Origin of the sequence: Blastococcus saxobsidens, from assembly GCF_002938435.1 — a bacterium.
Lineage (GTDB): Bacteria > Actinomycetota > Actinomycetes > Mycobacteriales > Geodermatophilaceae > Blastococcus > Blastococcus saxobsidens.
In genome coordinates, this window is sequence record NZ_POQT01000006.1 from 1 (window position 1) to 13,939 (window position 13,939).

At 74.0% G+C, this 13,939-nt stretch carries 13 protein-coding genes; 10 read left to right on the forward strand and 3 right to left on the reverse strand.

What is annotated here, in order from left to right; all coding sequences use genetic code 11:
- The 7 genes from C5507_RS05085 to gcvP all read left to right on the forward strand — a co-directional run.
- Window positions 1–805 (forward strand): DUF881 domain-containing protein (locus tag C5507_RS05085; RefSeq protein WP_249027809.1); only part of this gene is annotated, 805 nt, incomplete at its 5' end.
- An 88-nt stretch (window positions 806–893) separates the two neighbouring features.
- Window positions 894–1,298, forward strand: a complete 405-nt coding sequence (gene gcvH, locus C5507_RS05090; RefSeq protein WP_104527458.1) for a glycine cleavage system protein GcvH — start codon at window positions 894–896, stop codon at window positions 1,296–1,298.
- A 262-nt stretch (window positions 1,299–1,560) separates the two neighbouring features.
- A complete protein-coding gene (gene odhI / locus C5507_RS05095; RefSeq protein ID WP_104527459.1) occupies window positions 1,561–2,073 on the forward strand; it encodes an oxoglutarate dehydrogenase inhibitor Odhl in 513 nt (170 codons plus the stop codon).
- Window positions 2,074–2,078: 5 nt separating this feature from the next.
- Window positions 2,079–2,801: a transcriptional regulator FtsR gene (gene ftsR, locus C5507_RS05100; protein WP_104527604.1), complete on the forward strand. Its 723-nt coding sequence runs from the start codon at window positions 2,079–2,081 to the stop codon at window positions 2,799–2,801.
- A 114-nt stretch (window positions 2,802–2,915) separates the two neighbouring features.
- The gene (locus C5507_RS05105) at window positions 2,916–3,407 is read left to right on the forward strand and encodes a bifunctional nuclease family protein (protein WP_104527460.1); all 492 of its coding nucleotides are present in this window, start codon (window positions 2,916–2,918) and stop codon (window positions 3,405–3,407) included.
- Window positions 3,408–3,609: 202 nt separating this feature from the next.
- Window positions 3,610–4,185: a MerR family transcriptional regulator gene (locus tag C5507_RS05110; protein ID WP_104527461.1), complete on the forward strand. Its 576-nt coding sequence runs from the start codon at window positions 3,610–3,612 to the stop codon at window positions 4,183–4,185.
- A gap of 282 nt (window positions 4,186–4,467) precedes the next feature.
- Entirely contained in the window at window positions 4,468–7,494 is a 3,027-nt protein-coding gene (gene gcvP / locus C5507_RS05115) for an aminomethyl-transferring glycine dehydrogenase (RefSeq protein WP_104527462.1), read from the forward strand.
- A 147-nt stretch (window positions 7,495–7,641) separates the two neighbouring features.
- Here the strand turns inward: gcvP and C5507_RS05120 are convergent, their stop codons facing one another.
- Both C5507_RS05120 and coaA read right to left on the reverse strand, forming a co-directional pair.
- The gene (locus C5507_RS05120; RefSeq protein ID WP_104527605.1) at window positions 7,642–7,845 is read right to left on the reverse strand and encodes a DUF5999 family protein; all 204 of its coding nucleotides are present in this window, start codon (window positions 7,843–7,845) and stop codon (window positions 7,642–7,644) included.
- A gap of 206 nt (window positions 7,846–8,051) precedes the next feature.
- Window positions 8,052–9,014 carry a type I pantothenate kinase gene (coaA, locus tag C5507_RS05125; protein WP_104527463.1) on the reverse strand — a complete coding sequence of 321 codons (963 nt, stop codon included), beginning with the start codon at window positions 9,012–9,014 and terminating at the stop codon, window positions 8,052–8,054.
- Between the two features lie 114 nt (window positions 9,015–9,128).
- Between coaA and C5507_RS05130 the strand changes: the two genes are divergently transcribed.
- Complete coding sequence (locus C5507_RS05130; RefSeq protein ID WP_104527464.1) at window positions 9,129–9,953, forward strand: GNAT family N-acetyltransferase; 825 nt, start codon at window positions 9,129–9,131, stop codon at window positions 9,951–9,953.
- A gap of 16 nt (window positions 9,954–9,969) precedes the next feature.
- On the opposite strand, the gene C5507_RS05135 is transcribed toward C5507_RS05130, so the two are convergent.
- Window positions 9,970–10,515 carry a YbhB/YbcL family Raf kinase inhibitor-like protein gene (locus C5507_RS05135; protein ID WP_104527465.1) on the reverse strand — a complete coding sequence of 182 codons (546 nt, stop codon included), beginning with the start codon at window positions 10,513–10,515 and terminating at the stop codon, window positions 9,970–9,972.
- A 171-nt stretch (window positions 10,516–10,686) separates the two neighbouring features.
- Here C5507_RS05135 and C5507_RS05140 point away from each other — a divergent pair, with 171 nt between their 5' ends.
- Window positions 10,687–11,433, forward strand: a complete 747-nt coding sequence (locus C5507_RS05140) for a beta-phosphoglucomutase family hydrolase (RefSeq protein ID WP_104527466.1) — start codon at window positions 10,687–10,689, stop codon at window positions 11,431–11,433.
- Window positions 11,430–13,790: a glycoside hydrolase family 65 protein gene (locus tag C5507_RS05145; RefSeq protein WP_104527467.1), complete on the forward strand. Its 2,361-nt coding sequence runs from the start codon at window positions 11,430–11,432 to the stop codon at window positions 13,788–13,790. The genes C5507_RS05140 and C5507_RS05145 overlap by 4 nt, the downstream gene beginning before the upstream one ends.
- The last annotated feature ends 149 nt before the right edge of the window (window positions 13,791–13,939 follow it).

Consider the following 13,939-nt stretch of genomic DNA (forward strand, 5'->3'; position numbering starts at 1 on the left):
CGAGCCGGCGGTACCCCCGCCGGGGGCGCCGCCGGAGCCGGCCCGGCCCGCGGCGACGGACCCGGCCGAGCCGGCGGTCGCACCGGGGGAGGTCGGACCCGGCCCGCTGCGCACGGCCCGCCGCCGGCGGGACCTGGTCGCTGCCGCGCTCATCGGCGTCCTGTCGCTGCTGCTGGGCTTCGCCCTCGCCGTGCAGGTCCGCAACGCCGACGAGGCCCAGGTGCTGGCCGGCGCGCGCGAGGAGGACCTCGTGCGCATCCTCGACGAGCTCAACCTGCGCGAGGACCGGCTCCGCCAGCAGCTCTCCGAGCAGCGTTCGGCCCTGCAGGAGCTCAACGGGTCCGGCAGCCGCACCGGGACCGCCCTGGAGGAGGCGCGGCAGCGGGCGCAGGAGCTGGGCATCCTCAACGGCACGCTGCCCGCGCAGGGGCCGGGGATGACGCTCGCCATCCGCGATCCCGCCGGCGACGTGCGGGTCACCGACCTGCTCGAGGTGATCCAGGAGCTGCGCGGCGCGGGGGCCGAGACGATGCAGGTCGACGGCGTCCGGATCGGGCTGTCCTCGGCGGTCACGGGGAAGGCCGGGGACCTGCAGGTGGACGGCACGGACCTCAGCTCGCCCTACGAGTTCGTCGTCATCGGAGAGCCCCAGAACATGGCGACCGCCATGAACATCCCCGGTGGGGTCGTGCAGCTGATCGGCGGCCGCGGTGGCAGCGTGCAGATCAGCCAGTCCGACCTGCTGGTGGTGGACGCGTTGCGGCCGCTCGACCGACCTCAATACGCTGCCCCCGACACCGAGTAAGGACCTCGGTGCCCCCCACCTCTCGCTCCGCTCGAGGCGGGCCCCTGCACCGACGCCGTTCCATTCCCTCACGAGGAGACGCCGCCGCATGAGCACGCCCGACGACCGCCGCTACACCGACCAGCACGAGTGGGCGCTGGTCCAGGGCACCGACGGCACGTCGACCGTCGTCCGGATCGGCATCACCCACCACGCGCAGGACGCGCTGGGGGACATCGTCTTCGTCCAGCTGCCCGAGGTCGGCGCCCAGGTGGCGCCGGGGACGGCCATCGGCGAGGTGGAGTCGACCAAGTCCGTGTCGGACTTCTACGCGCCGGTCGCCGGCACCGTCGCCGCGGTCAACGAGCGGCTCGCCGACGCCCCCGAGACCGTCAACTCCGATCCCTACGGCGAGGGCTGGCTGGTCGACATCGCCGTCCCCGGCGAGGGCGGTGACCCGCTGGGTCAGCTGCTCGACGCCGCCGCCTACCAGGCCCTGGTCGACGGTTCGTGACCGGGCAGCCGGGAGGCTGACTCCCGGTCGGCCTCACTATGATCTCGAAAGGGGCGGATCCACCCGGGTCACCTGCGGGAAACCCATCCGCCCCGCACTGCACGTCCGGTTGACCCTCGGGCCGACCGGCTGGTTCCATGACCCACGGTCCGCCGCTCCCGCGGCGGCCGACCACGGAGGGCTGACCGGCCCACCGTCCGCCGGCCGCCCGCGGCCCGTACCGAGGCCCGCGGCGGGCCCCTCGCACCGGAGGAGAAGCAACGTGCACTGCACTCGCTGTGGCCACGAGAACCCCGAGGGCAGTCGCTTCTGCGCGCAGTGCGGCTCGGCTCTCGCTCCCGAGCGCGTCGGCGAGTCGACCAGCGTGATCCCCAAGGTCGGCGGTGACGACTCCGGCGAGCAGCCGGAGGCGACCGAGACCCCGGAGGCGCACGCCGCCGTCGAGTCGCTGCCCGCCGGGTCGGCGCTCCTGGTGGTCAAGCGCGGCCCCAACGCCGGCAGCCGCTTCCTGCTCGACCAGGACGTGACGACCGCAGGGCGCCACCCCGACAGCGACATCTTCCTCGACGACGTCACGGTGAGCCGCCGGCACGTCGAGTTCCACCGCGAGGGCGGTGGCTTCTCGGTGCACGACGTCGGCAGCCTCAACGGCACCTACGTCAACCGTGAGCCGGTGGACGTGGCGAACCTGGCCGGCGGCGACGAGGTGCAGATCGGCAAGTTCCGGCTCGTGTACCTCACCGGCCCGCGCACCGGCGAGCCGGCCGCTCGCTAGTGGGCGTGCCCGAGCGCGACCGCGCGCTCGGGGACGCCGCCGACCAGCACACGCCACGCCTGACCATCGGTGAGGTGCTGGCTGTTCTTCGCGACGACTTCCCCGACGTGACGATCAGCAAGATCCGCTACCTGGAGTCCGAGGACCTGGTCCACCCGCAGCGCACGCCGTCGGGGTACCGGAAGTTCTCGCGGGCCGACGTGAGCCGGCTGCGCTACGTGCTGACCGCGCAGCGGGACCACTACCTGCCGCTGCGGGTCATCAAGGACCACCTGGACGCGCTGGACCGCGGTGAGCCGCTGCCCGGCACGTCGGCCGCCGCCCCGCCACCCCCCGCCTCGACGGGGGAGGGGGAGGAGGCGCCGCTGACCCCGGAGCAGTTCGCCCGGGCCGCCGGTCTCGAGCCCGGGCAGCTGGCCGACTGCGTCCAGTTCGGGCTGCTCTCGACCGACGCCGACGGGCGGCACCCGGCCGGCGACCTGCCCATCGCCCGGGCGGCCGCGGGGCTGGCCCGGCACGGCATCGAGCCCCGCCACCTGCGGGTCTACCGCAGTGCGGTGGAGCGCGAGGCCGGGCTCGTGGAGCAGCTCGTCGCACCGGTCCTGCGGGCCCGGTCCGAGGAGGCGCGCACGCGCGCCACCGAGAAGCTGACCGAACTGGCCGCGCTGTCCGCGCAGTTGCACACGGCGTTGCTCGAGACGCGCCTGCGGGACCTCCTGCGCCCCTGACCGGGCGTACCGTGGAGCCGTCGCCGTCCGATCCCGTCGACGGCCCGACAGTGACCGGCCGCCTGTCCAGACCGTCCCGCCCGACCCCCCGGGCCGCAGCCGAGGAGCCGCACCGTGCAGGAGCTTCGAGTCGTCGGCGTCCGCGTCGAACTGCCGGGCAACCAGCCCATCCTGCTGCTCAAGGAGACGCAGGGTGAGCGCTACCTGCCCATCTGGATCGGCGCCGTCGAGGCAGCCGCCATCGCGTTCGAGCAGCAGGGTGTCCGCCCGGCCCGCCCCATGACGCACGACCTGCTCCGCGAGGTCGTGCGGACGCTGGGCGCGGAGCTGGAGGCGGTCAACATCACCGAGATGCGCGACGGCATCTACATCGCCGAGCTGGTCTTCGGTGACGAGCGCGTGGTCAGCGCCCGGCCTTCCGACGCGGTGGCGCTGGCGGTGCGCACCGGCGCACCGATCTACGGCGCCGACGACCTCCTCGACGAGGTGGGGATCGAGATCCCCGACGAGCAGGAGGACGAGGTCGAGAAGTTCCGCGAGTTCCTCGACCAGATCTCGCCGGAGGACTTCGGAGCCGGTTCCGGCTCCGGTGGCAACCCCACCTGAGCCCAACAGGTTCCTATCGGCAGGTGCGCCCCGGACCATCACTCCAAATGGGGCAGGTGTGGCGACACGCCGCCCCGCTCAGTTGACCGGCCTCCTGGCCCGGCTTACCGTCGGCGGACAACAACGGTGTGACACCTGGGTTCCCGGGCGATGGACCGTCGACCTGCTGCTGACGGTGGCGGGACAGAGGAGGACGCTGGACGTGAGCGACCAGAGCAACGGCTCCCAGGGTCAGCTGTTCAGCGACGCCGCCGTCGGGGCACCGCAGTACGACGAGGTCGACACCGACCTCGTCGGTTACCGCGGCCCGACCGCCTGCGCCGCTGCCGGGATCACCTACCGACAGCTGGACTACTGGGCCCGCACCGGCCTCGTGGCCCCGTCCGTGCGCAGCGCCACGGGCTCGGGCACCCAGCGGCTGTACTCCTTCCGCGACATCCTCGTGCTCAAGGTCGTCAAGCGGCTGCTGGACACCGGGGTCTCGCTGCAGAACATCCGCAAGGCCGTCGACCACCTGCGCCAGCGCGGCGTGAAGGAGCTGGCCAACGTCACGCTCTTCTCCGACGGCGCCACGGTCTACGAGTGCACCTCGGCCGAGGAGGTCGTCGACCTGCTGGCCGGCGGCCAAGGCGTCTTCGGCATTGCCGTCTCGGGCGCGCTCCGGGAGCTGTCCGGCGAGCTGGCCGAGCTGCCCGCCGAGCGCATCGACGGCGGCCAGGTCGTGCCGTCCGACGACGAGCTCTCCATGCGCCGTCGTCGCCGCGCCGCCACCGCCTGAGGTTCGCGGCTCGGGCACGGGTTCCGGCCCCGTGACGCCGGGCCGCACCTGAGCCGCGCTCCTGCGGCAGCACGCCGACGCCCGGTTCCACCTGCGCTCGCTGCGGGTCTCCGACCGTCGTCCCGCCGCTGCCACGGGTCGGTCCCCGCGCCACTCGGACGCCGCCGCCGGCGGGCGGGCCCATGGCCGCCGAGCTGCCCGGCTGACGCCCGGACGGGCGCGCCCCGGGGCGGTCGATCGACGCGGCCGGATACGACAAATGTCGCTGGTAGCGTCGGACGAATGGTGCACCGTGCCGAGGCCGCGGGGGAGGCGACGGGGAAGACCCCTCCGCCGCTCGCCGGGCCGTTGCCTTCCCTGACCTCCCTGGACACAGCCGGATCCTTCGCCGGCCGGCACATCGGGCCCCGCCCCGGCGAGACCGCCGAGATGCTCGCCGTCGTCGGCCATCCGTCGCTGGAGTCGCTGGTCGACGCCTGCGTGCCCGAGGGCGTCCGCGACCGGGAGCCGCTCGCCCTGCCGCCGGCCGAGGACGAGCCGGCGGTCCTGGCCCTGCTGCGGGAGCGGGCGGCCGCCAACGAGGTGTTCACCTCGCTGATCGGTCTGGGCTACTCCGGCACGGTCACCCCGCCGGTGATCCAGCGCAGCGTGCTGGAGAACCCGGCCTGGTACACGGCCTACACGCCCTACCAGCCCGAGATCAGCCAGGGCCGGCTCGAGGCACTGATCAACTTCCAGACCATGGTCGCCGACCTGACCGGCCTGCCCGTCGCCGGCGCCTCCATGCTCGACGAGGCGACCGCCGCGGCCGAGGCGATGACCCTGGTCCGCCGTGCCGGCCGCGCCCGGCCGGACTCGGTCTTCGTCGTGGACGCCGACACCCTGCCGCAGACCCTCGGCGTGCTGCGGACCCGCGCGGAGCCCCTCGGCATCCGGCTGCACGTCACCGACCTGTCCGCGGGCTGGCCGGTCGATCTGCCCGAGGCGGGGGCCTTCGGCGTCCTGCTGTCCTACCCGGGCGCCAGCGGCGCGGTGCGCGACCACCGCGCGCTGGCCGCCGCCGCGCACGAGGCCGGTGCCGCCGTCGTCGTCGCCGCCGACCTGCTGGCACTCACGCTGCTCGAGGCGCCGGGGGAGTGGGGCGCCGACGTCGCCTGCGGCACCAGTCAGCGCTTCGGCGTCCCCCTCGGCTTCGGCGGTCCGCACGCCGGCTACCTGTCGGTCCGCGAGGGCCTGGCCCGGCAGCTGCCCGGGCGGCTGGTCGGCGTCTCGGTCGACGCCGACGGCGACGTCGCCTACCGGCTGGCGCTGCAGACCCGCGAGCAGCACATCCGCCGCGAGAAGGCGACCAGCAACATCTGCACCGCCCAGGTGCTGCTGGCCGTCATGGCCGGCGCCTACGCCGTCTACCACGGGCCCGAGGGGCTGGCGGCGATCGCCGCCCGCGTGCACCGCAGCGCCACCACCCTGGCCGGCTGGCTGACGGCCGGCGGGCTGCGGCTGGTGCACGAGACCTACTTCGACACCATCGCGGTGCGCGTGCCCGGGCGCGCGGCCGAGGTCCTCGCCGAGGCCGCCGCCCGGCGCGTCAACCTGCGCCTGGTGGACGACGACACGGTGGCGGTTGCGTGCGACGAGACCACCACGACGGCGGTCCTGCGCGCCGTCGCGGAGTCCTTCGGCGTCCCTCCCGACGACGCCGTGCCGGACGACGACGGCGCGGACGCGCTGCCGGCGGGGTTGCGGCGCCGCACGCCGTTCCTCACCCACCCGGTCTTCGCCGCGCACCGCTCGGAGACGGCGATGATGCGGTACCTCCGCGCCCTGTCGGACAAGGACCTGGCGCTGGACCGCACCATGATCCCGCTGGGCTCCTGCACCATGAAGCTCAACGCCGCGACGGAGATGGCCGCCGTCACCTGGCCGGAGTTCGCGAACCTGCACCCCTTCGCCCCGGCGGAGCAGACCCGCGGCTACACGCGGCTGATCGACGAGCTGTGCACGGCGCTCGCCGAGGTCACCGGGTACGCGGCGGTCAGCGTGCAGCCCAACGCCGGCTCGCAGGGCGAGTTCGCCGGGCTGCTGGCCATCCGGGGCTACCACCGGTCCCGCGGCGAGGCCGGGCGCGACGTCTGCCTCATCCCGAGCTCGGCGCACGGCACGAACGCCGCCAGCGCGGTCATGGCCGGCATGCGCGTGGTCGTGGTGGCCTGCGACGAGGCGGGCAACGTCGACCTCGCCGACCTGCGCGGCAAGGTCGAGCAGCACGCCGACCGGCTCGCCGCGCTGATGATCACCTATCCGTCGACCCACGGCGTCTTCGAGACCGACATCCAGGAGATCTGTGGCGCGGTGCACGACGCCGGCGGCCAGGTGTACGTCGACGGCGCCAACCTCAACGCCATGGTGGGCCTGGCCCGCCCCGGCCGGTTCGGCTCCGACGTCAGCCACCTCAACCTGCACAAGACGTTCTGCATCCCGCACGGCGGCGGGGGACCGGGCGTCGGCCCGATCGGGGTCCAGGAGCACCTGGTGCCGTTCCTGCCCGGCCACCCGGTGGTCGGGACGGGCAGCGAGGGGCCGGTCGTCTCCGGCGCGCCGTGGGGTTCGGCGGGCATCCTGCCGATCTCCTGGGCCTACCTGCGGCTCATGGGCCCCGACGGCCTGACCAGGGCCACCCAGCACGCCGTCCTCGGGGCCAACTACCTCGCGACCCGGCTGCGGGAGCACTACCCGGTGCTCTACACCGGGGCCGGCGGGCTGGTGGCCCACGAGTGCATCCTCGACATCCGGCCGCTCACCAAGGCCACCGGCATCACCAACGACGACATCGCCAAGCGGCTGATCGACTTCGGCTTCCACGCCCCGACGATGAGCTTTCCGGTCGCGGGGACGCTGATGGTGGAGCCCACCGAGAGCGAGGACAAGGCCGAGCTGGACCGGTTCGTCGAGGCGATGGTGCACATCCGCGGCGAGATCGAGAAGGTGGCCACGGGCGAGTACGACGCCGACGACAACCCGCTGCGCAACGCCCCGCACACGCTGGCGATGCTGGCGGGGGAGTGGGGCCGGCCGTACCCGCGCACGGAGGCGGTCTACCCGGTGCCGGCGCTGCGGGGCCGGGGGTACCTGAGCCCGGTCCGGCGGGTCGACCAGGCCTACGGCGACCGCAACCTGGTCTGCTCGTGCCCGCCGCCGGAGGCTTTCGCCGACACCGGCCCCCAGGAGCCGGAGACCGTGCCCGACCGGGCGCAGGGCGCTCCGGACGACCTGGGCACCGCCGCGGACGTCGTGGGCGCCGGGGTCTGACCCGGCCCGCCGCTGCACGCCGACGCCGAAGACGGTGCGGCGTGCTTCTGCGCCCATGCGCCTGGATGCGGTTGTCCGACGCGCACAACTGCATTCAGGCGCATGGGCGTGCCGTGCAGTGCCTTGCGGTCCTGCCGACCCGAGGACTCAGGCGCTGACGGGCTGGGGGGCGAGCCACACGTGGTGGTCCCCGACGGCGCTGCCGTCGGGGAGCAGCTCGCCGTCGTCGTCGAAGAGGACGACGCCGTTGCACAGCAGCCGCCACCCCTGCTCGGGGTGGCTGCTGACGACGGCGGCGAGGTCGCGGGCCTCGCTCGTGGCCTCGGGGCAGGGCGTGCGGTGGGCGCACATGGCGATCACATCCATTCGGCCGGGAGGAAGCCGGCCAGTCACTAACAGTACGTGGTCGCTTACGCGACACCCATAGTGTCGGCACGTCGAGCGGTCCAGGTCACGTGATCCAGGTCACCTGATCACCCGAAGGGGTCGTCACTTCCTGCCATAGCGGTACGGCGCGGCGCGTGCGCCGCCCGCTCGCCACGGCGTGTCGCGCGGTGTCAGAGCTTGCGGAGCAGCACCCGGCGGACCGAGTGGTCCGCGGCCTTCTGCAGCACCAGGCGGGCGCGGGAGCGCGTGGGAGCGATGTTGTCCCGCAGGTTGGGACCGTTGACCGCCGACCAGATGTCCAGAGCGGTCTCGCGGGCCTGGTCGTCGGTCAGCCCGGCGAAGCGGTGGAAGTAGGCGCCGCTGTCCTGGAACGCCGTCCGCCGCAGGGCCAGGAACCGCTCCACGTACCAGCGCTGGATGTCGGCCTCGGCGGCATCGACGTAGACGGAGAAGTCGAAGAAGTCCGACAGGAACACCTCGGGCGCCGAGCCGTCCTGGCGGCGGCCGGCCTGGAGGACGTTGAGCCCCTCCACGACGAGGATGTCCGGCCGGTCCACGGCCTGCGCGCCGTCGGGCACGATGTCGTAGGACTGGTGGTCGTAGACCGGCGCGAAGACCTCCTCGCGGCCGGACTTCACGTCGGCGAGGAAGCGCAGCAGCGCCCGCCGGTCGTAGCTCTCCGGGAAGCCCTTGCGGCCGAGCAGCCCGCGCTCCTGGAGCGCGCTGTTGGGCAGCAGGAAGCCGTCGGTGGTGACCAGGTCCACGCGGGGTGCGCCGGGGCCGGCGGCCAGGAGCGTCTGCAGCAGGCGGGAGGTCGTGCTCTTGCCGACGGCGACGCTGCCGGCCACGGCGACGACGAAGGGCACCTTGGCCGTGGAGTCCCCGAGGAACTCGCTCTGCGCGGCCCACAGCCGGCGGCTGGCAGCCACGTGCAGGTCGAGGAGCCGGGCCAGCGGCAGGTAGACCGTGGCGACCTCGTCGAGGTCGATCCGGTCGCCGAGGGACGCCAGCTCCTCCAGTTCGGCCTCGTCCAGGGGCAGCCGGGACCCGGCCGCGAGCGCCCGCCACGAGTCCCGGTCGAACACCGCGTAGGGCGAGATGGAGCCGCGCGTCCCAGCCGTCACGGCGACCATCGTGCCGTCTGACCCGCCGGCGGCCTGCGCGCGGGTCACCCGGGCGGGTGTGGCCGGCTGCCGCCGGGCGGTGCGCGGACCCCCGGACGGCGCCGCACGTCTAGGGTTCGGGACGTGCCTTCCCGCCCGGGACTGCTCGAGTGCATCGAGCGCTACTTCGCCGCCGCACCGCTGCCGGACGCCCGCGTCGAGCGTGCCGGCGCGCTCGACGTGCCCATCGCCGATCCGGCCTGGCCCTTCCCGGCCCGGCCCCGCCGCGACGCGGACGAGAACCCGGTGACCGTCGAGGACGTGCGTGCCGCGATCGTCCTGCAGCAGGCCGCCGGCCTGCCCGCCGCGCTGGAGTGGATCCACGAGTGCTCCCCGGAGGTGGCGGCCGCGGCGCGCGCCGCCGGCATGCCGGTGGAGGACCTCCCGCTGCTGGTCGCCGACGACCCCGTCGACCTGGTGCTGCCGGTCGGCGTGCGGCTGTTCCTCGTGGGCGCCGACGACCCCGCACTGCCGCGGTTCCAGCAGATCGCGGCCATCGCGTTCGCCCACCCCGGCGGCGCGGCCGACGTGGGGGACGCGCCCCTGGACACCTCGCCGGAGGCCGCGGCGCGCACCGCCGTCCTGCGCGAGCGGATCGCCGACGGCCGCACCGTGATGATGGTGGCGATGGAGGACGGCGAGCCGGTGGCGGTCGGCTCCCACCAGCCGATCGACATCGACGACGACTCCCAGGTCAGCGAGGTCGTGGGGGTGGCCACGCTGCCCCGCCTGCGCGGCCGCGGACTGGGCGCCGGCCTGGTCTCGGCGCTGGTCGCCCACGCCCGCGAGACGGCCGACCTGGTGTTCCTCGCCGCCGGTGACGACGACGTCGCCCGCGTCTACGAGCGGATCGGCTTCGCCCGGATCGCGACCACCGGGGTCGCGGAGCTGCCGGCGCCCGAGGCCTGAACGCCGGCAGCCCGGCTCACTGCTGCTCGTACGTGAGGACCAGGGTCGCCCGCGCGAGCGTGTGGAAGAAGAGGTTGAAGCCCAGGACGGCCGGGGTGGTGTCGCCGTCGACGTCCAGCCGCTCGGTGTCGACGGCGTGCACGACCACGAAGTACCGGTGCGGCCCGTGGCCGGCCGGGGGAGCGGCGCCTACGTACCCGGCGAACCCGCCGTCGTTGCGCAGCTGCAGCGCCCCCTCGGGCAGCTGCGGGGAGTCCTTGTCACCGGCTCCGGAGGGCAGCTCGGTGACCGAGGCCGGGATGTTGGCGACCGCCCAGTGCCAGAACCCGCTGGCGGTCGGGGCGTCGGGGTCGTAGACCGTGACGGCGAAGCTCTTCGTGCCCTCGGGGAAGCCCGACCAGGACAGCTGCGGTGAGCGGTCCTCGCCGCCGGCGCCCATCACGCCGCTGACGTGCGGCACGGGCAGCACCTGCCCGTCGGTGACGTCGCTGCTCGTGACGTCGAAACCCGGCACCTGGGGCAGGAAGTCGTACGGGTTCGGCGGGGTGGGCCGGTCGGCCATGGTGGTCTCTCCCTCGATCGCTGGGGGAACGGCCTGTCGGGTGCGGTGTGCCGTCCCGTCGCGACCCTAGGCAGCGGCAGCCCCGCGCGCCCGTCGGCCGCCCGCGCCGTGGACACGGGGACGTCGCAGGTCCACCACGTGCGTGTCATCGGTCGCCGGTAGCGTCGCGCCGTGCCCACTCCGCGAGAGCTCGGTCTGCCCGCCGGCGTCCGTGCGTGCCTGTTCGATCTCGACGGCGTCCTCACCCGCACGGCGACCGTGCACATGGCGGCCTGGAAGCGGACCTTCGACGAGTTCCTGCGCGCGACCGATCCGGCGGCGCCGGCGTTCACGCAGGAGGACTACAACCGGTACGTGGACGGCAAACCGCGCGCCGACGGCGTCCGGGACTTCCTGGCGAGCCGGGGCATCACGCTCCCCGAGGGCGCGGCCGGCGACGCCCCGGACGCCGCGACCGTGGCCGGCGTGGCCACCCGCAAGAACGAGCTGGTGCTGCGCGAGCTCGAGGAGCAGGGCGTCGAGGTCTACGAGGGCTCGGTGCGCTACCTGCGCGCGGTCAAGGAGGCCGGGCTGGCCACGGCGGTGGTCACGGCGTCGGCCAACGGCGGTCAGGTGGTGGCCTCCGGCGGCTTCGCCGACCTGATCGACACCCGGGTCGACGGCGTCGTGGCCGGGCGGGAGGGGCTGCGCGGCAAGCCGGCGCCGGACACCTTCCTCGCGGGAGCGCGCGCCCTGGGAGTCGAACCGCGCGAGGCCGCGGTCTTCGAGGACGCCCTGGCCGGCGTCGCCGCGGGCCGCGCCGGGGGTTTCGCCTTCGTGGTGGGGGTCGACCGGGTGGGCCAGGCCGACGGCCTGCGCGCGGCCGGCGCCGACGTCGTCGTGACCGACCTGGACCAGCTGATGGGGGAGGGGCGGTGACCGAGGGGCGCGCGGTCTTCCCGATCGAGCCGTGGTCGCTCACCGAGGTGGGGCTGGACCACGCCTCGCTGGCCGTGCACGAGTCGGTGTTCGCCCTGGCCAACGGGCACATCGGGATGCGCGGCTCGTTCGAGGAGGGGGAACCGGTCGTCGTCCCGGGTACCTACCTCAACGGCTTCTTCGAGGAGCGGCCGCTGCCCTACGCCGAGGCGGGCTACGGCTTCCCCGAGATGGGGCAGACGGTCGTCAACGTCACCGACGGCAAGCTCATCCGGCTGCTGGTCAAGGACTCGCCGCTCGACCTGAACTACGGCGAGATCATCGACCACCGCCGGACGCTGGACCTGCGCGCGGGGGTGCTGCGCCGGTCGACGGAGTGGCGTTCGCCGGGTGGGCGCTGTGTGCGTGTGACCAGCACCCGGCTGGTGTCGCTCGCCCGGCGGTCCATCGCCGCGATCGAGTACCAGGTGGAGGTCACCGACGACCTGGGGGACCTCTACGTCGCCCTGCAGTCGGACCTCCTGGCGAACGAGGACGGCACGGCCGCCGATCAGGACGACCCCCGCGCCGCGGCGGCGCTGGCCTCCCCGCTGCAGTGCGAGCTGGCCGCCGCCCGCGGCCGCCGGGCGGTGCTCGTGCACCGCACCAAGCGCAGCCGGCTGCGGATGGCTGCCGGCATGGACCACGTCATCGACATCCCGGACAGCTGCACCGAGGACATCGAGGCCGTCGGCGACCTGGCGAGGTACTCGCTGGCCGCCCGCATCCCGCCGCGCGGATCGCTGAAGCTGGTCAAGTTCCTGTCCTACGGCTGGTCCTCCCGCCGGTCCGGCCCGGCGCTGCGCGACCAGGTGGAGGCCGCGCTCGCCACGGCGAAGCTGGCCGGCTTCGACCGGCTGCTGCAGGAGCAGCGGGAGCTGCTCGCCCAGCACTGGGACGAGGCCGACGTCGAGATCGAGGGCGACGACGAGCTGCAGCAGGCCGTCCGCGTCGGGATGTTCCACGTCCTGCAGGCCGGTCTGCGCGGCGAGCGGCAGGCGATCCCCGCCAAGGGCCTCACCGGGCCCGGGTACGACGGGCACACGTTCTGGGACACCGAGACCTATGTGCTGCCGGTGCTCACCTACACCGCGCCCTCCGCCGCGCGGGACGCCCTGCGCTGGCGGCACTCCACGCTCCCGCTGGCCCGGGAGCGGGCACGGGAGCTCGGGTTGCACGGCGCGACGTTCCCCTGGCGCACCATCCGGGGCGAGGAGACCTCCGGGTACTGGCCGGCGGGGACGGCGGCCTTCCACATCAACGCCGACATCGCCGACGCCGTGGCCCGGTACGTGCACGCCACCCTCGACGACGACTTCGACCGCGATTTCGGCGCCGAGCTCCTCGTCGAGACGGCTCGGCTGTGGGCCTCCCTCGGGCACTTCGACCCCGAGCACGGCTTCCGCATCGACGGCGTCACCGGGCCCGACGAGTACACCGCCGTCGTGGACAACAACGTCTACACGAACCTGATGGCGCAGCGGAACCTGCGCGAGGCGGCGGCCGCGGTGAGCCGCCAGCCGGAGGTGGCCGCACGCCTCGACGTGACCGGGGACGAGGTCGAGGAGTGGCTGCGGGCCGCCTCGCTCATGGCGGTGCCCTACGACACCCAGCGCGGCGTGCACATGCAGTCCGACGGGTTCACCCACCACGAGGAGTGGGACTTCGAGGGCACGCCGCAGAGCCACTACCCGCTCCTGCTGCACTACCCGTACTTCGAGATCTACCGCAAGCAGGTGGTCAAGCAGGCCGACCTGGTCATGGCCCTGCACCTGCGCGGCGACGCCTTCACCCTCGAGGAGAAGATCGCCGACTTCGCCTACTACGAGGCGCGCACCACCCGGGACTCGTCGCTGTCGGCCAGCCAGCAGGCGGTCGTGGCCGCGGAGACCGGGCACCTGGAACTGGCGCACCAGTACTGGGCCGAGGCGGCACTGACCGACCTGCAGAACCTGCACTCCAACTCCGGGCACGGGCTGCACATCGCCTCGCTGGCCGGCGGGTGGACCGTCGCCGTCGCCGGGTTCGGCGGCCTGCGCGACCACGGCGGCGAGCTGACGTTCGCCCCGCGGCTGCCCAGCCGCATCACCCGGTTGCGCTTCCGGGTCGTGTACCGCGGCCGCAAGCTCACCGTCACCGTGGAACCGGACAAGGCCACCTACCGGCTGGTCGACGGCGACCCGCTGGACATCCGCCACCACGGCCGGCAGGTGGTGGTCGACCACGCCGACCTGGTGCTGGGCATCCCGCCCGCGCCGAAGGTGGACCCGGTGCGGCAGCCCCCCGGCTGCGAACCCCGCCGGCGCTCCCGCCTCTGAGCGACGCGCCCCGCCTACCGCCCGCCTCCGGCTCACCGGCTGTGGGGGTGCGGCACCTGCGCCAGGGGCGCTGCACCTGCGCCAGGGGCGCTGCACGATGCCCGCAGCAGGTGATCCACCCGCACAGCGGTCGGGCAGCCGTCCGCAGC

Bases quoted from the DNA above. Each gene is read 5' to 3' on its own strand.
- C5507_RS05120 (WP_104527605.1), bottom strand. From the start codon at position 7,845: ATGTGCGCCCACCGCACGCCCTGCCCCGAGGCCACGAGCGAGGCCCGC.
- C5507_RS05135 (WP_104527465.1), bottom strand. From the start codon at position 10,515: ATGGCCGACCGGCCCACCCCGCCGAACCCGTACGACTTCCTGCCCCAG.
- gcvP (WP_104527462.1), top strand. From the start codon at position 4,468: ATGGTGCACCGTGCCGAGGCCGCGGGGGAGGCGACGGGGAAGACCCCT.
- gcvH (WP_104527458.1), top strand. From the start codon at position 894: ATGAGCACGCCCGACGACCGCCGCTACACCGACCAGCACGAGTGGGCG.
- coaA (WP_104527463.1), bottom strand. From the start codon at position 9,014: ATGGTCGCCGTGACGGCTGGGACGCGCGGCTCCATCTCGCCCTACGCG.